Here is a 19466-nt window from a genome sequence, read left to right as displayed (position 1 = left end):
GCGTGCTACTCGGCGTGCGCGCCCGCGCCGGCCGACGCCGCCCCCTCGCCCACCCACACCGTCTTGGTGTTGCAGAACTCCCGCATGCCCAGCTCGGACAGTTCCCGCCCGTAGCCGGAGTTCTTCACGCCGCCGAAGGGCAGCTCCGGGTACGAGGTGGTCATGCCGTTGACGAAGACGTTGCCCGCGTCCAGGTCGGTGGCGAAGCGCTCCTGCTCGGCCGCGTCCCTGGTCCAGGCGTTCGACCCGAGCCCGAAGCTCGTGCCGTTGGCCACCTCGATCGCCTCGTCGTAGGACGACACCCGGTACAGGCCGGCGACCGGCCCGAACACCTCCTCGGACCACATCCGCATCTGCGGCGTCAGGTCGGTGACGACGGTCGGCGGATAGAACCATCCGTCGCCGGTGGGCAGCTCACCGCCGCAGAGCACCGTCGCGCCGTTCTCCACCGCGTCGCGCACCTGGGCGTGCACCTCCTCGCGGCCGTGCTCGCTGGCCAACGGCCCCACGTCGGTGTCCGCGTCCATGGGGTCGCCGACGCGCAGCGCGGCCATGTTCGCGGCGAACTTCTCGGCGAACGCGTCGAAGACGTCGGTGTGCACGATGAATCGCTTGGCGGCGATACAGGATTGGCCGTTGTTCTGGCAGCGGGCGGTGGTGGCCACCTCGGCGGCGCGGTCCAGGTCCGCCGAGGGCATCACCACGAACGGGTCGCTGCCGCCCAGCTCCAGCACCGTCTTCTTCAGCTCCCGCCCGGCGATCTGCGCGATCGACCGTCCGGCCGCCTCGCTGCCGGTGAGCGTCGCGGCGCGTACCCGGGGGTCGGCGAGGATGCGCTCGACGGCGTCGGAACCGACCAGCAGGGTGGTGAAGGCGCCCTCCGGGAAGCCGGCGCGGCGGAACACGTCCTCCAGCAGCAGCGCGGTCTGCGGCACGTTCGAGGCGTGCTTGAGCAGGCCGGTGTTGCCGGCCATCAGCGCCGGGGCGGCGAAGCGCATCACCTGCCAGAGCGGGAAGTTCCACGGCATCACCGCGAGCACCACGCCGATCGGCTGGTAGCGGATGAACGCCCGGGTCGCCTTCACGGCGGCGGCGTCCGCCGGCTCGTCGGCGAGGAACGCCGGGGCCTTGTCGGCGTAGAAGCGGGCGGCCGTGGCGCACTTGGTCACCTCGGCCTGGGCGGCGGCGTACGTCTTGCCCATCTCCGTGGTCATGACCCGGGCGATCTCGTCGCGCTCGGCGTCGAGCAGGTCGGCGGCGGCGTTCATCCACCGGGCGCGCTCGTCGACGGTGGTGGCCCGCAGTTGCCGGTACGCGAGGTCGGTGCGCTCGATGGCGGCGTCGAGCTGTTCGGTGGACATCGCCTCGTAGGTCTTGAGCACCTGACCGGTGGCGGGGTTGGTGGTGGCGATGTGCGGCATGTCGCTTCTCCTGTCACTCGAACAGCGAGTGTCGTACGCCCGGCTCCTCGCGGCGGCGGGCGGCGCGGCGGCGTTGGATCACGACCAGATCGACCACGGCGACCACCGCGAGGATCGCGCAGAGCACGCCGAGCCAGGCGATCCCGGCCCAGAACGCCAGCACCGCGAAGATCACCATGATCACCAGCCCGAAGCTGGCGAGGGTGAGCCGGAGGTTGAGGGCGCTGTACGCGTGGCCGACCGTGCCACGGGCGCGCCGGGGCTGCGATCTCGTCATACCCCACGATCTACCCGCGATCGGGGGTGTTAACCGGTGGCGCACGACTCCTCGCGCGGCGGCGCTTATAGCACCTCAACCACAGGTTCGGGGGCCCTTCGCCGCATACCCGACAGCGACTTCCCGCCCGACCAGGTCCAGCGCATAGAGTTACCGCGCTGTCGCTCTGCGCTGCGAGACAGGGGATGTCATGCCTCGACGCTGGATCGCCGCCCTGGCCTGCCTCGCCGCGCTGGTGGCGCTGGCCTGCGAGGGTGGCACGTCGGCGGCACCGCGCCCCACGAAGAGCACGCCGTCGTCCGGAGGTCCCGGCGGCATCGCCGCGCTCGGCGACTCGATCAGCACCGGCTTCGCCTCCTGCCTGGTCCTCACCTCCTGTGAGCGCAACTCCTGGTCCACCGGGGACGGCCTGCGGGTGCACAGCCACTACCGGCGGCTGCTCGACCAGAACTCGGCGATCCGCGGGCGGGCGTACAACCACGCACGACCCGGCGCCCGCGCCGACGCCCTCGAAGGCCAGGCCCAGGCAGCGGTACGCGACCGCGCCGACTACGTGACCGTGCTGATCGGCGCCAACGACATCTGCCGTGGCGGGGTGGACGCGATGACACCGGTGACCGACTTCCGTGCCGACGTCGACCGGGGCCTGCGGGCGCTGCGCAACGGCCGGCCGAAGGCCCGGGTGCTGGTGGTGAGCATCCCCGACCTGTACCGGCTGTGGGAAGTCGGGCACGACGACGGGCGGGCGACGCGCGCGTGGAAGCGGGGCATCTGCCCGGCGCTCCTTGCCAACGCGACGTCGGACGCGCCCGCCGACAAGGCCCGGCGGGCCGCGGTCCGGGAACGGATCGACGCGTACAACGTGCAGTTGGTGGCGGCCTGCCGGGCGTACGGCTCGCGCTGCCGGCACGACGGCGGCGCGGCGCACCGGGTCCGCTTCACCCTGGACCTGCTCAACCCGCTGGACTGGTTCCACCCCAACGCCAGCGGCCAGGAGCGGCTGGCCGAGGTGACCTGGCGCGCTTCCGGGCTGGCCGACTGAACCCACCCCGCGGGGGACGGATCACGGCTGGCGGGGCTCCGGAACTGCGGTGCCCCGGCGACCGTAGAGCGCCCGGGAGCGCTCGGCCAGGTCCTTCGTGGCGGACGAGTTGGCCCAGGTGCCGAGCACGATCGACGCACCCGGGACGATCTTGGCGACGAGTCGCTTGGCCGCCCGCACACCGGCCATCTGGGCCAGCCGGACGCCGAGCTGCAACATCACCCGGCCCAGCGGACGCTGACCACCCAGGCCGAAGAGCGCGTCGGCGCGTTCCCGGCCGGCGGCCACCCCGAGCGCCAGGCGGGCGCTCTCGGCGACCTTGTGCACCCGTTGGAGCACGAGCAGGTCGGTGGCCCGGTCGCTGTGCAGCGGGTCGACGTCGTACGCGGCGGCGACGTGCAGGACCATCCGCGCCTGGGTCCAGGCCAGCACGCCGACGTCGAGGACCGCGCCGGGCAGCCCGGCCGCGCCGGAAACCGCCCCGGACAGGCGGGCCAGGTTGACGAACTTGCGGACCGCCTGGTCGGCGAGGACCTCGGACGAGACGCCGGGGTGGTCGTGGCGGGCCCGAGCGGCCCACTGCGCGGCCTCCGGCCCGAGCCGGCGCACCGCCTCCAGCGCGAGGTGCTCCGGGGCGTACTGCGGATCGTCACGCATCCGGTCCCACAGCCGCGCTGGCGGACCTTCGGGCGTGGCCGCTGGCGCGGTCGACGGCTCGGGGGTGGGCGCGTCGGGTTGACCGCCGGCGGGCGGGGTGTCGGTCACCGGGTCTCCCCAGGGGTGGGTACGGGCAGGACGGCCGGTGGCGCGGTCAGCGACGGCGGTTGGACAGGCGGGTGGCCAACCCCTTGAGCTTCTGCTGGTTCTCCGGCTTGGCCAGCTCGCGCCGACCCCGGTCCACCAGCTGCTGACCCTTGGGCGATCTCAGGAATGTGCTGATCCGCTGCATCAGAGACATAACGTCCTCCTGTCGGTGATCCCTCAGTCATGTGTACCCCGAACCCGCAACGGATGTACCCGGGACGCGACAGGCTCAACCCTCACCGTCCATAGTGGTCGGTAGGCTACCGCCCGCTCGGCGAGAGGGCGTCGACGACCCGGGTGGCCCGCCATTCGTGCTGCTGGTAGTGCTCCGGGTACGCGGAGACCTGCACCGCCTGCGCGGCGTCGGTGAGGCGCATCTGCTGCCAGCCGGGAACCTGTTCGAGCGCCGTGAGGAACTGTCGGGTCGCGAACTCCGGGTCCATCAACCGGCCGATCGGGCCCCAGCCGCTGCTGGAACGCTGCTGGAACAGCCCGACCGAGTCGTGGTCCCACCCGACGCCCTGGTGCGGGTAGTCCTGCGACTCCGGCAGGACGCCGCTGGCGACGTTGTAGAGGTTGCTCTCCTGCATGGCGGTCGCCACCGCGATGACCAGGCCACGGCGCGGGACGCCCATCTTGCGGCCGGTACGGACGATCGCCTCGGCGTTCTTCATCTGGTCCTCGTCCAGGCCGGCGACCGGCGCCGGACGGGTCGGCTTGGCCGGGACGACCTTGCGCGCACGGGGGGTGGCGTCCGGGTCGGCGGGGGTGGCGGACGCCGACGGGGTGGCGGACGGGACCGCCGAGCGGTCGAGCGAGCGGGACGCGGCCTGCTGCTCGACGCGCTCCGCCAGCTCGACACCCGAGGTCTTCTCGCGCGACTGGACGCCGGCGTCGCTCCGAACCTGCACGGCGGCGCCCAGACCGAGACAGCAGACCACGCCGGTGGCGAGCGCCACCTGGGCGCGACGTCGACCGCTCAGATCGCGGGCGTACGCCCGGAGCCGACTCGCGGCGGTTGTCCGTTCGGCTGAGGTGCCTTCCTCCGTTTCGGCAGTGCGGCTGATCGGGGCGTACGGGTCGTCGAGGGTGCCGTCGTCACGCATCAGCCGAGGCTAGGCAGACCGAAACCCCGATCACGCACGGTGATCACGTGGTCATCACCACAGAATCGGGTCCTGCCGGTGGACGAGCGGCACCTGTCGACCCGCCCGAGGAACGAACCTCGCGTACCGGAGAAAAGCGGCGCGGGGCCCAGGCCGACAGGACCCTTGACAGGGAGGGACATCGGTCCGCGAGACCCGACATGATCGACAAACTCGGCCTTTGGGCCGAACCACCCATCGGCCGATTGACGTAATCGGGTGGTTCGTCCGATCGTGCCCACCGGGCGGGCGACGGATCGCCCGACGCAGGAATGCGCCAGGATGGCGGGTACGTTGCCCGAACCGGATGCTGTCCCTCGCGACGGCACCCGAACAAGCACATTCCAGGGAGGTCCGCACCGGTGCTCGACCCACACGAGCTCTACCAGCTCACCGACGATTTGCCCGACCTCGGGCAGCCGGTCCTGATTCAGGCCCTCACCGGGTTCGTGGACGCCGGCAACGCCAGCCGGCTGGCCCGCGAGCAACTGCTCACCTCGCTCGAAGGACGGCCGATCGCCACCTTCGACGTGGACCAGCTCTTCGACTACCGCTCGCGGCGGCCGGTGATGACCTTCAACGAGGACCACTGGGAGAGCTTCGACGCGCCGAAACTGGAGCTGCACCTTCTGCACGACGACGACGAGACGCCGTTCCTGCTGCTCACCGGCCCCGAGCCGGACCTTCAGTGGGAACGGTTCACCGCCGCCGTCGCGGGGCTCGCCGCCCGGCTCGACGTACGACTCACCGTCGGGCTCAACTCGATCCCGATGGCGGTTCCGCACACCCGGCCGACCGGTGTGACCGCCCACGCCACCCGCCCCGAGCTGATCAGCGGGTACGAGCCGTGGCTGCAACGGGTCCAGGTGCCCGGCAGCGTCGGCCACCTGCTGGAGTTCCGCCTCGGCGAGCAGGGCCGCGACGCCCTCGGCTTCGCCGCCCACGTGCCGCACTACGTGGCGCAGACCGAGTACCCGGCCGCCGCCGAGGTGCTGCTGAGCGCCGTCTCCCGCAGCACCGGGCTGCTGCTGCCCGGCGACGGCCTACGCTCGGCCGCCGAGGTGGTCCGCGTGGAGATCGACCGGCAGGTCGCCCAGACCGAGGACGCCGCCGCGCTGGTCCAGGCCCTGGAGGAGCAGTACGACGCGTTCGCCCGAGGTCGCGGCGAGCGGAGCCTGCTCGCCCCGGACGCCGGGCCACTGCCCACCGCCGACGAGCTCGGCGCGGAGCTGGAACGGTTCCTGGCCGAGCAGACCCGTCCCGGCGACACTCCCGGAAGCTGACCGGGCCGCCCTTTCCGGCGGCCAGGTGGCGACACGGCACGTGGCTGAGGCGGCGTCGCGGCGGCGGATACGGCAGGGTGGACGTATGCGCCTGGCGACCTGGAACGTGAACTCGGTGAAGGCCCGGCTCCCCCGGCTGCTGGAGTGGCTGGCCGGCACCGGGCCAGACGTCGTCTGCCTTCAGGAGACGAAGTGCCCGGACGGCGCGTTCCCGGTCGCCGAGGTGGGCGAGCTGGGCTACACGGTCGCCAGCCACAGCGACGGCCGCTGGAACGGGGTCGCGATCCTGTCCCGGGTCGGCCTCGGCGACGTCCGCGTCGGCTTCGCGGACGAGCCGGGCTTTCCCGACCCGGAGGCCCGGGCCATCTCCGCCACCTGCGACGGGGTGCGGGTCTGGTCGGTGTACGTCCCCAACGGGCGCACGCCCGACGACCCGCACTACACGTACAAGCTCGCCTGGTTCGCCGCGCTGCACGACGCGTTGGAGGCGGAGCTGGCCGGCGGCCTGCCGCTGGCCGTCTGCGGTGACTTCAACGTCGCCCCGACCGACGCCGACGTCTGGGACCCGGCGGTGTTCACCCACTCCACGCACGTCACGCCGGCCGAACGGGCCGCCCTCGCCGCGCTGCGCGACCTCGGGCTCAACGACGTGGTGCCGACGCCGATGAAGGGGCCGCACCCCTTCACGTACTGGGACTACCGCGCCGGGATGTTCCACCAGAACAAGGGCATGCGGATCGACCTGGTGTACGCCTCCGCGCCGTTCAGCCGGGCGGTCCGCTCGGCGTACGTCGACCGGGAAGCCCGCAAGGGCAAGGGCCCCTCCGACCACGCGCCGATCGTGGTCGACGCGGACCTGGTCCCCGCGGTCGAGGCGTTCTGACCTCCGGCGCTCGGGCCGCAGGGCGTCGGCGCTGGCTAGGGTGGACAGATGGCAGTCGTGAAGATCAACGCAATCGAGGTCCCGCCCGGGGCCGGCCCCGAGTTGGAGAAGCGGTTCGCGGCGCGGGCGGGCGCGGTGGAAGGCTCCCCCGGCTTCCTCGGCTTCGAACTGCTCCGCCCGGTGGCCGGCGAGACCCGCTACTTCGTCTACACGAGGTGGGAGAGTGAGGAGGCGTACCAGGCGTGGGCATCCGGCCCGTCGCGCCAGGCCCACGCCACCACCGAGGGCGACAAGCCCCGCCCGCCCGTTTCCAGCGGCGCGAGCCTGCTGGAATTCGAGGTGGCCCTGCACGTCCCCCAGCCCTGACCAGCCCTCGCCGGCCTTTCCGACACAGACGAAGCCGCGCCGAAGCACCGGCCAGCACCTTGATCGTGCTCGATCCTGGATGTAGTTCCCTCCCCGCAGCGCGAGGCCACTACATCCTTGTTCGAGCACGGCCTTGACCGGAACCCGCGCGGCTCGCGGGGAGCGCGTCAAGGGCCCGCCCTCCCCGCGGTCCGACAGTCACCGCTTCTGAAACATGACTGAGACGACTTCCGCGGTCAGCTCGATTGCCCAGTCGAGCTGCGGACAGTCGTTGCGACCCTGGCACTCCAGGCACCCGCCCACCCGCCACGGCTGGTCGAGCGCCCGAGTCCAGTGCGCGTCGAGTATCCGCTGCACCGTGAACAACTCGGTCGCCCTGGAGACCGGCTCATCGATCGGCACCATGGCCTCCGTTCGACCTGCCGTTGCTCCAGCACGGTGGTAGGAGACCCGTCCGCATGGCGCCGTCGATGTATGGCTCGTTTTTAGCAATGCCCCTTGGCGTGCGACGTGGTCGTGGGATTTGTCGCTTCGGTCCACGTCTCCTCTGGTCCGCCACGGATCCGACTCCCTTTGGTCGCCTCTGAGTGGACTGCGGGTGCTCTGCGCACCTACCTAGACACCTTAGACGTCCTAGACGCCCAGGGGAACGTTGGCGTTGAGGCTGTTTCGTGATCATGATCGAATGGGGTTGCCCGAACCGAAGGAACCCCGACATGCCGATACCGACCGGCGGCTACCGTCAGATGGCCGAAGACTTGGCCTCCCGCATCAGAAGCGGTGAGTACCCGCCAGGCTCAAAGCTGCCGTCTTATGCGGAGCTTTCGAAGCTCTACAGCATTGCGGTAACGACGGTTCAGAAGGGCATTAGGGTTTTGGAATTTCAGGGCTTGGTGGTGGGCGTACCCGGTCGAGGCGTCTACGTCCGCGAGGACGAAAAGCCCTGACCTCCGCAGGGCTGAACTTCCGACGCTAGTCGGATCAGCCCGCCGAGGTCACCGATCAGAGAGGTCCCGGGTCGTGTGGGCACCGAGAGCAGCTTGACAGTAATCTGCTCCTTTGGTTCAGGCAGCCCAAAAGACGGTGCACTGGCCGCTCTCAGCGGCAGTCTCGAAGAAGGCGACCAGAGCCTCATAGCGGTCCGCAAGGACGAGCTGAATGTCCCGCAACCTCTCGTCCGACACACGCACCTGCTCAACCTCCTCCGGAGATAGCGGCTCCAGGTAGCGAGGCGAATCGGGATCAAGGTCGACCAAACTCCCCGCCTTTGCCTCAAGCACCTGCCGCAGGTGAGGTTTGAGGATGTCGAACGGAGTCTGACTCAGGTGCCGAGCAGCCCGAGCAACCTCTTCGGCCGTCAAGCATCGAGAGTCTCCCTCCGCGCCCCAGGCGGTGCGCTCATCGGGATAGGGCGATCCGGCCGCGATGGGGTTGATCGGGAAGTGCGCAGCGTCCATCAGGGCAGACAGTCGCGTCCACATCGTGCCCAAGTCCAGCCTGCTCGCATCGGGAAAGGCAATGAGCTGGTGGTAGGCCTTGATCGGAGTCCTGCGGAGCCGGGCCAACGTCTCAGGATCGAGCCGCGCAAAGTCACCAAGGATGCCCACCAACCATCACCTTTCGACGACTTCGCCATCGTGCCGCGCCGTCATCTCAGCCAGGATGCTTCGCCCGAGTGAACCCCCGACGGAGGCCGTTGGTCTTGATAGCGTCCGTCATAGCGCGCCGGCCGGATCGCGGCTGTCCGGCCATCCAACACCATTGCCCTGCCCTACACGATCTCGGCATCAGCAGCCCAGGGATTCGGGGGATTCCGGCCATGTTCGACGGGTTCGAAGAGTTCGACATCGTCACCACCGGCGCGACGATCCACGGACGGCGCGGCGGGGACGGGCCTCCCGTCCTACTGCTGCACGGCATCCCCGAGACGCACCTCATGTGGCACAAGGTCGCGCCCCGGCTCGCCGAGCACTTCACCGTCGTCGCCACCGACCTACGGGGCTGGGGAGGCAGCGGCGCACCGCCGAGCAGCCCCGACCACGAGCCGTACGGCATGCGCGCCATCGCCCGCGACCAGATCGAGGTCATGCGGAGCCTCGGGTACGACCGGTTCCACCTGGTCGGCCACGATCGCGGCGCCCGGTGCGCGTACCGTCTCGCGCTCGACGCGCCGGACGTCGTCACCCGGTTGGCCGTCATGGACGTCGTGCCCGTCGGGGACGTGTACGACCGCGCCGACCGGGCCTTCAGCCTGTCCTACTGGGTGTGGTCGTTCCTGGCCGCGCCGGAGCCGGTGCCCGAGCGGTTCATCGCCGCGGCGCCCGAGGTGCTCGTCGACTACATGCTCCAGAGCTGGCCGGAGGTGAAGGACTCATTCCCGCCGGAGGTACGGGCGGCCTACGTCGAGCAGTTCACCCGCCCCGACACCGTGCACGCGATATGCGAGGAGTTCCGGGCGGCGGCGACGCTGGACTACGACCAGGACCAGGCGGACCGTGGAAGCCGCAAGATCGCCTGTCCGCTGCTGTTTCTCTGGAGCCAACACGGCCAGGTCGCCACCCTCTACGACGATCCGGTAGCAATCTGGCGGCAGTGGGCCGACGACGTACGCGGCGCGCCCGTGCCGGCCGGGCACTTCATCCCGGAGGAGGCCCCCGACGAGACGGTGCGCCACCTCCTGGACTTCCTGCGCTGAGTCGGGGCGAGTGATCGACTCGGGTTCGGGGAAGCGGGGGTATCCGGGCCGCCGGGACACCCCGACATCGCCGATCTCGTGTGGATCAACCCCGGGTCAGGGCTTGCGGGACGACTGAAGGGTCGCGAACGCGATCACGTTGTCCTCGTAGCCGGTGCGACCGCCGATGAACTGGCCGCCGCAGGTGATGAGCCGGAGCCCGGCCGGGCCGTCGTGGCCGTAGATGCGTTCGGCGGGCAACTGGTCCTTCGGGAAGCGCTCGACGGTGTCGACCTTGAACACCACCGTCGAGCGGTCCGCCCGGGCGACTTCGATCAGGTCACCGGGCTTCAGCTTGCCCAGGTCGTAGAAGACCGACGGCCCGCTCTTGGTGTCCACGTGCCCCACGATGACGGCTGGGCCGGGCTCGCCGGGCGTCGGCCCGCGGTCGTACCAACCGGTCTCGTTGTGTTTCTCCAACGGCGGTACGGCGATCGTGCCGTCCGACGCCTGCCCGACCGGCGCCACCGGCGCGGAGACCCTGATCGCCGGGACGGTGAGGCGCACCGGTCGGCTCGCCGACAACCCGACCGTCTCGCTGCGCGCCGGACGGTCGCCGCCGGCAGGGGCCAGGTCGAGCGGGCCGATCGAGCGGCCCAGTCCCGCGCCGGTGGCGAAGACGCCCACCAGCACCAGCACCACGGCCAGCGGCACCGACCAGGGGCTGCGCCCCGTCGGACGGCTGCGCCGGGGAGCGACGGCGGTCGGCGGACGGGCGGCCACCGCCGGCCGCTCGGCAGGGACCCGCGACGCGCGGGGCGTCGGCGAGGGCTTCGCGCCGACGGATGGGCGCGAATTGCCGGCCTGCTGGGCAGCAGCGGACTGCCGCGCATCGCCGGACGGTTGTGCGACGGCGGGTCGCTGGGCATCGCCGGGTGGGCGGGCATCACCGGGCAGCCACGCGCCGGCGGGCGGGCGCGAACCCGTGGGCGGACGGGATCCGGCCGGCGGCGGTGTGGGGCGGAAGATCTCCATGGCGGGCTCAGCCGCGCGCGACGGCACGGGGCCGGCGCAGGGCCACCACGGCGAGGACCAGGCCGGCGATCGTGAAGGCGGCGCCGCCGGGCAGCAGCAGCCTGCCGGTCATTCCCCCGGCGGTGCCACCGAAGCCGGTCGCCGGACCTCGGCTGGGGTGCGGGGAGGGCATCTTCTTGACCACCTGCAACATGGTCGACGCCGTCTCGCCGTCGGGGCACTCCAGCTTGACCCGGTAGTTGCCGGGGCGGGTGCGCTCACGCACCATCGGCGCGGCGGTGAGCACGCCGCGCTGCGGTTGTACGCCGACGGCGCCGAACGCGTCCGAGACGACGGTGGCGCCGATCGAGTTGTCGTGGCAACTGGCCCGGATGCCGACCAGGTACCCGGGCTGCACCGTGCTGGGGCTCACCTCGACGAAGACGTCCACCACGGGGGTGGGCTGTGGCGCGCCACCCGGCACGCCTCCGGGCTGCGGCGCGGGCGCGCCGACCGGCAGGGCGTCGAGCACAGCCGGTGCGGCAGCGGCAGCCGGCAGGACGTCGAGCGGCTGGGCGGGTGCGGCGACGGCCGACAGAGGATCGAACGGCCAGTCGGAGGCGGTCGACAGGGCGTCGGACGGCCCGCCGGGCGCAATGGCGAGGGCCGCCGGCAGACCCGCAGGGGCGGCGAGCGCGGGAGCGGCGGCCAGCAGGGGGATGGCGAGCATGGTCGCCATCGACAGGAGCGCGCCGCCGCGGGTCACTCGCACGATGCCCCCTCTCGACGCCGTCGGACCGCGCCGGGCAGCGGACCGCCCGGCCTGCCGTACCAAACGGATCCTCTCATTCCCGGTCGCACATCACATCCGATCCGCCGACGACGTCGCGTACGCTCGGGTCGCTGTGACCATCACCGACCCTGACCCCGCCGCCGTCCCGCCCACGGCCAGGACGATCCGCACCTTCCACCCCCGTCGGGGACGGATGAGCGGTCGGCAGACCGACGCGTTGGACCGGCTGTGGTCCTCCTACGGCCTGGACGTGACGGGCGAGCCCGTCGACCTGGCCGCCGTCTTCGGCCGCCGCGCCCCGGTGGTGCTGGAGATCGGCTCGGGCATGGGTGACAGCACGGCCGTGATGGCTGCCGCCGACCCGGACCGAGATTATCTGGCGGTCGAGGTGCACACGCCGGGAATCGCGAACCTGCTCGACCTGGTGGACCGCGCTGACCTGGGGAATGTGCGGGTGGCGCGGGGTGACGCGTTGGAGCTGGTCAGCGGCCTGCCAGAGGGTGCCCTCGCCGCCGTACACGTGTTCTTTCCCGACCCGTGGCCGAAGGCCCGGCACCACAAGCGGCGGATCATCCAGCCGGCGCACGTGGCGCTGCTGCGGTCCCGGCTGGCCCCCGGCGGCGTGCTGCACTGCGCGACGGACTGGGCCGAGTACGCCGAGGCGATGCGGGAAACCCTGGACGCGGACCCGGAGCTGACCGACACGTACGGCGGATTCGCGCCGCGTCCGGCGCACCGCCCGGTGACGAAGTTCGAGCGGAGGGCGATCACCGCGGGCCGTCCGGTCGCCGACCTGATTTTCCGGCGGCGCTGACTGATCTTCCGCGGGCGCTGAAATGCGAGCCGGTTGGCGCCGGAGGGCATGATCCAGGCACCATGGACACGCTATGACGCTCACCGCCGCGCTGCCGAGAAGCGCCGACCCCGACACCCTCTTCGACGCGTTCGCCGGCTGGGCGAAGGAGCGCGGCCTCGACCTCTACCCCCACCAGGAGGAGGCGGTCATCGAGATCGTCTCCGGCGCCAATCTGATCATGAACACTCCCACCGGTTCGGGTAAGAGCCTGGTGGCGATCGCGGCGCACTTCGCGGCCCTGGCCGACAACCGGACGACGTTCTACACCGCGCCCATCAAGGCGTTGGTGTCGGAGAAGTTCTTCGCTCTCTGCGAGGTCTTCGGCGCCGAGAACGTCGGCATGCTCACCGGCGACGCCAGCGTCAACGCCGACGCCCCGATCATCTGCTGCACCGCGGAGATCCTGGCCAACCTGGCGCTGCGCGAGGGCGACCGGGCCGACGTCGGCCAGGTGATCATGGACGAGTTCCACTTCTACGCCGAACCCGACCGGGGCTGGGCGTGGCAGGTGCCGATCATCGAGCTGCCGCAGGCGCAGTTCGTCCTGATGTCCGCCACCCTGGGGGACACCACCCGCTTCGTCGACGACCTGACCCGGCGTACCGGGCGGCCGACCGCCGTCGTGCGCTCGGCCGAGCGGCCGGTCCCGCTCATCTTCTCGTACGCGATGACGCCGCTGCACGAGACGCTCGAGGAACTGCTGGAGACCAAGCAGGCCCCGGTGTACGTCGTGCACTTCACCCAGGCCGCCGCGCTGGAACGTGCCCAGGCGCTGATGAGCGTCAACGTCTGCACGCGCGCCGAGAAGGACATGATCGCGCAGGCGATCGGCGGCTTCCGGTTCACCTCCGGCTTCGGCAAGACGCTGTCCCGGCTGGTCCGGCACGGCATCGGCGTACACCACGCCGGCATGCTGCCCAAGTACCGCCGCCTGGTCGAGACCCTGGCCCAGGCCGGCCTACTCAAGGTCATCTGCGGCACCGACACCCTCGGCGTCGGCATCAACGTCCCGATCCGCACGGTGCTGTTCACCGGCCTGAGCAAGTACGACGGGGTCCGTACCCGGCTGCTCAAGGCCCGCGAGTTCCACCAGATCGCCGGGCGGGCCGGCCGGGCCGGGTACGACACCATCGGCCGGGTCGTGGTGCAGGCCCCCGAACACGTCATCGACAACGAGAAGGCGCTCGCCAAGGCCGGCGACGACCCGAAGAAGCGGCGCAAGGTCGTCCGCAAGAAGCCGCCGGAGGGTTCGATCGGCTGGGGGCAGCCCACCTTCGACCGCCTCGTGGAGGCCGAGCCGGAGCCGCTGACGTCCAGCTTCCAGGTCAGCCACTCGATGCTGCTCAACGTCATCGGTCGACCCGGTGACGCGTTCACGGCGATGCGGCACCTGCTCACCGACAACCACGAGGAGCCCGCCGCGCAGCGCCGGCACATCCGTCGGGCCATCGCCATCTACCGGGCTCTGCGGGCCGGTGGGGTCGTCGAGGAGCTGCCCGAGCCGGACGAGACCGGCCGGCGGGTGCGCCTCACCGTCGACCTCCAGCTCGACTTCGCGCTCAACCAGCCACTCTCGCCCCTCGCGCTGGCCGCCATCGAGCTGCTCGACGCCGAGTCCCCGTCGTACGCCCTGGACGTGCTGAGCGTCATCGAGTCGATCCTCGACGACCCTCGGCAGATCCTGTCCGCGCAGCAGTTCAAGGCGCGCGGCGAGGCGGTCGCCGCGATGAAGGCCGAGGGCATCGAGTACGAGGCCCGCCTGGAACTGCTCGACGAGGTGACCCACCCGAAGCCGCTCGCCGAGCTGCTGGAGGCCGCGTACGAGATGTACCGGCAGGGCCACCCCTGGGTCGCCGACCACCAGCTCTCCCCCAAGGCCGTCGTCCGCGACATGTACGAGCGGGCCATGACCTTCACCGAGTACGTGCAGTTCTACGGGCTGACCCGCTCGGAGGGCCTGGTCCTGCGCTACCTGGCCGACGCGTACAAGACGCTGCGCCAGACCGTGCCCGAGGACGCCAAGACCGAGGAGCTGATCGACCTCATCGAGTGGCTGGGCGAGCTGGTCCGCCAGGTCGACTCCAGCCTGATCGACGAGTGGGAACGGCTGCGCAACCCGTCCGACGTGGCCGAGGTGGCCCAGGCGCACGCCTCCCTGAGCGACCGGCCGCCGGCGGTGACCCGCAACGCGCGGGCGTTCCGGGTGCTGGTGCGCAACGCGCTGTTCCGCCGGGTCGAGTTGGCCGCGCTACGCCGCTGGGACCTGCTCGCCGAACTGGACGCCGCCGACGGCTGGGACTACGACGCGTGGGCCGATGCGTTGGCGCCGTACTTCGAGGCGTACGACTCGATCGGGGTGGGGCCGGACGCCCGAGGGCCGGCGCTGCTCATGATCGAGCAGGGCCGCGAGCGGTGGACCGTCCGGCAGATCTTCGACGACCCGGACGGCGACCACGACTGGGGCATCAGCGCCGAGGTCGACCTCGTCGCCTCGGACGAGGTCGGCGCGGCGGTCGTACGGGTCACCGACGTCGGTCAACTCTGAGGTGCCGCGCCCGGTGGCGGTATCGTCCGCCACCGGGTGCTCGGGGACCGAGCAGAGTCACGGGACGGCGCGCGGCCACGTCCTCGATCCAGCCGAACAGTAGTACCGCACCGGCGGTCAGGAGGCACACCCCGGCCAGCCGCAGCGCGATCGAGGCGACCGAGGTGTACGGCAGCACGGGCGCGGGCAGCACGAATATCCCGAGGCTGGCGGGAATGTGCCAGAGATAGATGGTGACCGCCCGCGCGTTCACGACCCGCAGCACGCCGCTCAGTGATGTCCGACGGACGAGTCGGGGCCGCACTCTCAGGAGCACGGCGACGAAGGCCATTGACCACAGCGTGGTGCCGCCCGCGACGTGGTTGAGGTCGCCGATCCTGCCAGCCACCATGGCGCTCACGACCCACGTCCCGCCGGCGAGGGCCAGACCCGCGACGAGGCCGCCGTACCAGCGCCACGGGACGCGGCACAGCAGCCGATCGTGGTGGGCGAAGCCCAGCAGCCAACAGGACAGGTAGGCGGCGACGAAGTACGCGGTGTGCACCCCGGCGAGGTGCAAGCCGACCGGCAGGGCGGTGGCGACCCCGATGCTCGGCCACGGCCAGCGACGGAACACCCGCAGCAGGACCGGGGACAACAGCACCAGCCAGAGGTACGTGACGATGTACCAGAGCCCGATGTGGAAGGCCCAGGCCCAGGACGGTCCGCCCGCGGGAGGCACCCGCAGGGGCAGGATCCACCAGACCAGTCCCACCCATTCGCCCACGCCCTGCGGCCGCCACCCGACGGCGAGCACGACCAGCGTGATCACGCCGAACACCCCAGAACGGCAGCAGCAACCGGCGCAGCCGCCGGCCCACGGCCCGGGGGCCGTCGCGATCGAGAGAAGCCGCGATCAACGAGCCGGCGATGCCGAACATCAGACCCATCGCCGGCACCAGCAGGCTCAGCCAGGCCCAACCGGTCACGTGGAAGAGGACGACGCGGACCAGGGCCGCCACCCGCAACAGGTCCAGGTAGTCGTTCCGAGCGGGCGCGACACTGTCGGACGGGACGGTCCGCCTCGTCACCTCGTCGCCCGCAGTGATCAGGCGAGCTGCCCAAGAACCACAAGGCACACTAACGCCACAAGTGTTACAAATCTGGCAATTGTCAACATCCGAGGCTGCGGAAAACTCGGCCGCACAAAGGGGCGTCACACCCCGAACGCGGGTGGGCAATGTCAGACCTGTCGATTAGAATGTATGTACTAATAGAGATCCTGACCTGCAGGATTACGACTGGGAGGACGCCCGTGACCGCGCCCACCTCCACGCCTCTGACGCCCTACGCCACCCTGCTGGGCTTCACCCGCTACGTCGACCGCACCGGCCCCACGAAGGCCACGTTCGTGGGCGGCCTGCGCAAGCAGCGCGCCAGCCGCTCCGGCTTCAACCCGCACGGTCAGTTCGTCAAGGCACTCAAGGCCGACATCGCCTTCCACACCGGCGGCACGCACCTGTCCGGGGTGGTCGACGTCGTCAAGCCGCGCTGGCGCCCGCTCTACCAGGCGCTGGTGCCCGGCGCGACAGCCTGGCTGCACTCCCTCGGCGATCCGGCAACCCTCGACCTGGCCCAGACCCGCGACGCCCTGGCCATGCTCGGCGACCTACCCGTCAAGATCAACCCCCATTTCGGCGTACGCCACGCCGACGGCCGCGCCGACGCGGTCCGACTGCACTTCGACGAGGCGCCGCCGAGCGAGGAGTCGGTGCTCGCCACCCTGCACCTGATGGCCCGCCACATGGACGCGGTCCTCCCGCACGCCGAGCCCGTCCTGGTCGACGTCCGGCGCGGTCAGGCCCACCGCATGCCCGCCGACGCCAAGCCCGAACAGATCGAACGCTGGCTGGCCGGCGAAGCCGCCGCCTTCCGCGCCATCTGGTCCACCGCCGCCTAACCCACTCCCCACCCGCACCCCGCCAACCGCGCTGTCCGCCCGCGCTTGCCCGCCATGATCGCGCTCGATCCAGGATGTAGTGGTCTCCCCGTCCAGGGACGCCACTACATCCATGTTCGAGCGCGATCATGGCCGACGGGGTTCGTCCCGCAGGCGGTGTGACGGCGGCGGTTATCCACAGGGGCAGCGGGCGGTTACCGCGTTCGAGCAGCCTTAGACCATGCCGAAAGCTCCTCGTCGGCCGCCGCAGTTGCGGGGTCGGGTCTTCCGTGGTTCCAATGCCGTGTCACGCGGGCTGCTCACCCGCAACGACCTCCGCAGTTCCGCATGGCGACCGCTCTTCCGCGACGTCTATGCCGATGCCCAGCTCACCGTCACGCACACCATCAGATGCGCCGCCGTCGGACGGTGGCTGGTGCCGCCGGGCGCGGCCATCGCCGGGCGGGCCGCAGCGGGTCTGTACGGCTGCCCGAGCACGAGCGTGAACGACCCAGTCGATGTCCTGGTGCCCGTCGACTCTCGGATCGGCCCGGCCACCGGCATTCGCGTCCACCAGGGACACATCGACTCCGGAGACACGCTGGACCGGGCCGGGATAACGGTGACCAGCCCAGCGCGGACCTGCTGGGACGTGGCCCGTTGGCTCGACATCGTGGAGGCTGTGGTCATCATCGACGCCATGCTGACCCGCCGGCTGACCACCGTGTCCGCCCTACGCGAGTACGCGTTGAACCGGGCCGGTCGCCGTGGCTGGCGGTCCTTGCTGCGCGCGGTCGACCTGGCGGACGCGGGCGCAGAGTCACCGCAGGAGTCCCGTACGCGGGTTCGGCTGGTGCTCGCCGGCCTGCCCCGGCCGGAGACGCAGTGGGTCGTGGCCGAACCGGGAAGGTTCATCGCCCGACTCGACCTCGCCTGGCCACAGTTCAGGGTCGCGGTGGAGTACGACGGACTCTGGCACGACGATCCCGCGCAGTTCCAGAAAGATCGCCAGCGGCTCAACCGCCTGCTCGGCGGCGACTGGATCGTGCTGCACGTGACGGCCAAACGGCTCCGGGACGACTTCGACGGCTTCCTCGCCGAAGTCAAAGCCGCTCTAGGCACCCGCGCCCGCGCCGCCAGCTCCCATGATCGTGCCCGAACATGGAAGTAGTGGCCTCCCTCTAGTCGGGAGACCACTACTTCATGGATCGAGCACGATCATGAGAATCGGCAGCCGCAACCCGGGGGCGGAGCGGGCGGGGTCAGGTGGTGGGGAGGTACTTGGCCAGGTCGTCGAGGATCTTGTTGGCGGCGCCGACGCCGATGCCGGTCATCCAGACCTCGTCGGAGACCGGGTACGCCTTGCCGGCCTTGACCGCGCCGAGGCCCTTCCAGAGGGTGCCGCCGGCCACCTTGGCCTGCTCGGCGGCGGCCTTGTCGCCGTACGCGGTCACGAAGATGACATCGCCGTCGACCTCGTTGATGCGCTCGGCGCTGACCAGGTCGAAGCGCTTGTCCTCCTTGTTGGCGAGCATCTGCCGCTCGGGGCGACCCAGGCCGGTGTCGCCGACGACGATGCCGGAGAAGGAGTCCGGGCCGTAGACCCTGATGTTGCCCGGGATGAACCGCACGATGGACACCTTGCGGGCGGCGGGGTCGCCGAGGGTGGCGCCGAAGTCCTTGGCCCGCTTCTCGTACGCGCCGAGGAGGTCCTTGGCCTGCTGCTCGCGGCCGAGCGCCTTGCCGTCGAGGAGGAAGTTGTCCTTCCAGGTGATGCCCACCTTGTCGGTGAACACGGTCGGCGCGATGGCGGCCAACTCGTCGTAGAACTTCTCCTGGCGGAACTTGCTGCCGAGGATGAGGTCCGGCTTGAGGGCGTTGATCGCCTCCAGGTCGGGCTCGGTGAGCACCCCGACCTCCTTGATGCCGGCGAGCTTGTCCGCGCCGAAGTACGTGGGCCAGCTCTTGGCCTCGCCCGCGGTGGCGGCCCCGACGGGCGTGATGCCCAGCGAGAGCGCCGTGTCGATCTTGTCGGTGTCGAGCACGACCACGCGCTTGGGTTCGGCCGGGACCTTGGTGGTGCCCATGGCGTGGGTGATCTCCCGGGTCTCCCCGGTGGCGGAGCCGGCGACCGGGTCGCTCTCACCGCAGGCGGTGAGGCCGGCCCCGAGGGCGACGGCCGCGGCGAGAGCGGCGACGAGACGACGCATCAGTGTCCTTTCGAGGGGTACGTGCCGGCGACCGGGGTGGCCGCGTCGCCGTCGGCGGATCGGGCGTCCGGTACGGACGCCGTCGACGAATAGGGGTCGCCAGCCGAGCCGGCAGCGGCGGCAGGCCCGCCAGTGGCGGCAGGCCCGGCAACGACAGCAGGCCCGGCAACGACAGCAGGCCCGCCAGTGGCGGCAGGCCCGCCAGTGGCGGCAGGCCCGGCAACGGCAGCAGGCC

The 19466-nt window shown here is 71.0% G+C and carries 21 protein-coding genes; 10 read left to right on the top strand and 11 right to left on the bottom strand.

All coding sequences use genetic code 11. From position 1 onward, the window contains the following. Positions 1 to 5: 5 nt before the first annotated feature. Both ACTFTM_RS11515 and ACTFTM_RS11510 read right to left on the bottom strand, forming a co-directional pair. Positions 6 to 1421 (bottom strand): NADP-dependent succinic semialdehyde dehydrogenase, encoded by a 1416-nt coding sequence (locus tag ACTFTM_RS11515; RefSeq protein WP_449565782.1) that lies wholly within the window; start codon positions 1419 to 1421, stop codon positions 6 to 8. Positions 1422 to 1434: 13 nt separating this feature from the next. Next, positions 1435 to 1698 (bottom strand): DUF6343 family protein, encoded by a 264-nt coding sequence (locus ACTFTM_RS11510; protein WP_355050249.1) that lies wholly within the window; start codon positions 1696 to 1698, stop codon positions 1435 to 1437. A gap of 190 nt (positions 1699 to 1888) precedes the next feature. Between ACTFTM_RS11510 and ACTFTM_RS11505 the strand changes: the two genes are divergently transcribed. Continuing rightward, the gene (locus tag ACTFTM_RS11505) at positions 1889 to 2740 is read left to right on the top strand and encodes a GDSL-type esterase/lipase family protein (RefSeq protein ID WP_449565781.1); all 852 of its coding nucleotides are present in this window, start codon (positions 1889 to 1891) and stop codon (positions 2738 to 2740) included. A gap of 21 nt (positions 2741 to 2761) precedes the next feature. On the opposite strand, the gene ACTFTM_RS11500 is transcribed toward ACTFTM_RS11505, so the two are convergent. From ACTFTM_RS11500 to ACTFTM_RS11490, 3 genes are all read right to left on the bottom strand, one after another. Continuing rightward, positions 2762 to 3505: an EcsC family protein gene (locus ACTFTM_RS11500; protein WP_449565780.1), complete on the bottom strand. Its 744-nt coding sequence runs from the start codon at positions 3503 to 3505 to the stop codon at positions 2762 to 2764. 46 nt (positions 3506 to 3551) lie between these two features. Then, complete coding sequence (locus ACTFTM_RS11495) at positions 3552 to 3698, bottom strand: hypothetical protein (protein WP_355237852.1); 147 nt, start codon at positions 3696 to 3698, stop codon at positions 3552 to 3554. A 106-nt stretch (positions 3699 to 3804) separates the two neighbouring features. Then, positions 3805 to 4650, bottom strand: a complete 846-nt coding sequence (locus ACTFTM_RS11490; protein ID WP_449565779.1) for a peptidase M23 — start codon at positions 4648 to 4650, stop codon at positions 3805 to 3807. Positions 4651 to 5051: 401 nt separating this feature from the next. Here ACTFTM_RS11490 and ACTFTM_RS11485 point away from each other — a divergent pair, with 401 nt between their 5' ends. The 3 genes from ACTFTM_RS11485 (at position 5052) to ACTFTM_RS11475 (ending at position 7221) form a co-directional block, all read left to right on the top strand. Further along, on the top strand, positions 5052 to 5972 hold the full coding sequence (locus tag ACTFTM_RS11485; RefSeq protein WP_449565778.1) for a proteasome assembly chaperone family protein: 921 nt from the start codon (positions 5052 to 5054) through the stop codon (positions 5970 to 5972). Positions 5973 to 6057: 85 nt separating this feature from the next. Continuing rightward, a complete protein-coding gene (locus ACTFTM_RS11480) occupies positions 6058 to 6855 on the top strand; it encodes an exodeoxyribonuclease III (protein ID WP_449565777.1) in 798 nt (265 codons plus the stop codon). A 48-nt stretch (positions 6856 to 6903) separates the two neighbouring features. Further along, the gene (locus ACTFTM_RS11475) at positions 6904 to 7221 is read left to right on the top strand and encodes an antibiotic biosynthesis monooxygenase family protein (protein WP_449565776.1); all 318 of its coding nucleotides are present in this window, start codon (positions 6904 to 6906) and stop codon (positions 7219 to 7221) included. Positions 7222 to 7419: 198 nt separating this feature from the next. On the opposite strand, the gene ACTFTM_RS11470 is transcribed toward ACTFTM_RS11475, so the two are convergent. Continuing rightward, the gene (locus ACTFTM_RS11470; RefSeq protein ID WP_449565775.1) at positions 7420 to 7623 is read right to left on the bottom strand and encodes a hypothetical protein; all 204 of its coding nucleotides are present in this window, start codon (positions 7621 to 7623) and stop codon (positions 7420 to 7422) included. A gap of 314 nt (positions 7624 to 7937) precedes the next feature. On the opposite strand from ACTFTM_RS11470, the gene ACTFTM_RS11465 reads away from it, so the two are divergent. Beyond that, complete coding sequence (locus tag ACTFTM_RS11465) at positions 7938 to 8168, top strand: winged helix-turn-helix domain-containing protein (RefSeq protein WP_266250103.1); 231 nt, start codon at positions 7938 to 7940, stop codon at positions 8166 to 8168. 117 nt (positions 8169 to 8285) lie between these two features. Here the strand turns inward: ACTFTM_RS11465 and ACTFTM_RS11460 are convergent, their stop codons facing one another. Beyond that, the gene (locus ACTFTM_RS11460) at positions 8286 to 8828 is read right to left on the bottom strand and encodes a DUF1877 family protein (RefSeq protein WP_449565774.1); all 543 of its coding nucleotides are present in this window, start codon (positions 8826 to 8828) and stop codon (positions 8286 to 8288) included. A gap of 212 nt (positions 8829 to 9040) precedes the next feature. Between ACTFTM_RS11460 and ACTFTM_RS11455 the strand changes: the two genes are divergently transcribed. Then, entirely contained in the window at positions 9041 to 9916 is an 876-nt protein-coding gene (locus ACTFTM_RS11455; protein WP_449565773.1) for an alpha/beta fold hydrolase, read from the top strand. A 96-nt stretch (positions 9917 to 10012) separates the two neighbouring features. Here ACTFTM_RS11455 and ACTFTM_RS11450 read toward each other — a convergent pair whose 3' ends face one another. After that, positions 10013 to 10678: a class F sortase gene (locus ACTFTM_RS11450; RefSeq protein WP_449565772.1), complete on the bottom strand. Its 666-nt coding sequence runs from the start codon at positions 10676 to 10678 to the stop codon at positions 10013 to 10015. A 259-nt stretch (positions 10679 to 10937) separates the two neighbouring features. Next, positions 10938 to 11684 (bottom strand): hypothetical protein, encoded by a 747-nt coding sequence (locus ACTFTM_RS11445; RefSeq protein ID WP_449566609.1) that lies wholly within the window; start codon positions 11682 to 11684, stop codon positions 10938 to 10940. 130 nt (positions 11685 to 11814) lie between these two features. Between ACTFTM_RS11445 and trmB the strand changes: the two genes are divergently transcribed. Beyond that, positions 11815 to 12516, top strand: coding sequence for a tRNA (guanosine(46)-N7)-methyltransferase TrmB (gene trmB, locus ACTFTM_RS11440; protein ID WP_449565771.1), 702 nt, complete (start codon positions 11815 to 11817; stop codon positions 12514 to 12516). Between the two features lie 73 nt (positions 12517 to 12589). Beyond that, positions 12590 to 15103, top strand: coding sequence for a DEAD/DEAH box helicase (locus ACTFTM_RS11435; RefSeq protein ID WP_449565770.1), 2514 nt, complete (start codon positions 12590 to 12592; stop codon positions 15101 to 15103). Here ACTFTM_RS11435 and ACTFTM_RS11430 read toward each other — a convergent pair. Then, positions 15081 to 15914: an acyltransferase family protein gene (locus tag ACTFTM_RS11430; RefSeq protein ID WP_449565769.1), complete on the bottom strand. Its 834-nt coding sequence runs from the start codon at positions 15912 to 15914 to the stop codon at positions 15081 to 15083. The two genes, ACTFTM_RS11435 and ACTFTM_RS11430, sit on opposite strands and share 23 nt — an antisense overlap. Positions 15915 to 16397: 483 nt before the next feature. On the opposite strand from ACTFTM_RS11430, the gene ACTFTM_RS11425 reads away from it, so the two are divergent. Both ACTFTM_RS11425 and ACTFTM_RS11420 read left to right on the top strand, forming a co-directional pair. After that, positions 16398 to 17042, top strand: coding sequence for a hypothetical protein (locus ACTFTM_RS11425; protein ID WP_449565768.1), 645 nt, complete (start codon positions 16398 to 16400; stop codon positions 17040 to 17042). Between the two features lie 220 nt (positions 17043 to 17262). Further along, positions 17263 to 18192 carry an endonuclease domain-containing protein gene (locus tag ACTFTM_RS11420; protein ID WP_449565767.1) on the top strand — a complete coding sequence of 310 codons (930 nt, stop codon included), beginning with the start codon at positions 17263 to 17265 and terminating at the stop codon, positions 18190 to 18192. Between the two features lie 91 nt (positions 18193 to 18283). Here the strand turns inward: ACTFTM_RS11420 and ACTFTM_RS11415 are convergent, their stop codons facing one another. After that, positions 18284 to 19231 carry an ABC transporter substrate-binding protein gene (locus tag ACTFTM_RS11415; RefSeq protein ID WP_449565766.1) on the bottom strand — a complete coding sequence of 316 codons (948 nt, stop codon included), beginning with the start codon at positions 19229 to 19231 and terminating at the stop codon, positions 18284 to 18286. Between the last annotated feature and the right edge of the window lie 235 nt (positions 19232 to 19466).

The organism is Micromonospora sp. RB23 (genome assembly GCF_053585025.1).
The sequence above is the reverse complement of the archived record's forward strand: the minus strand, read 5'-3'. Positions and strand labels throughout refer to the sequence as shown.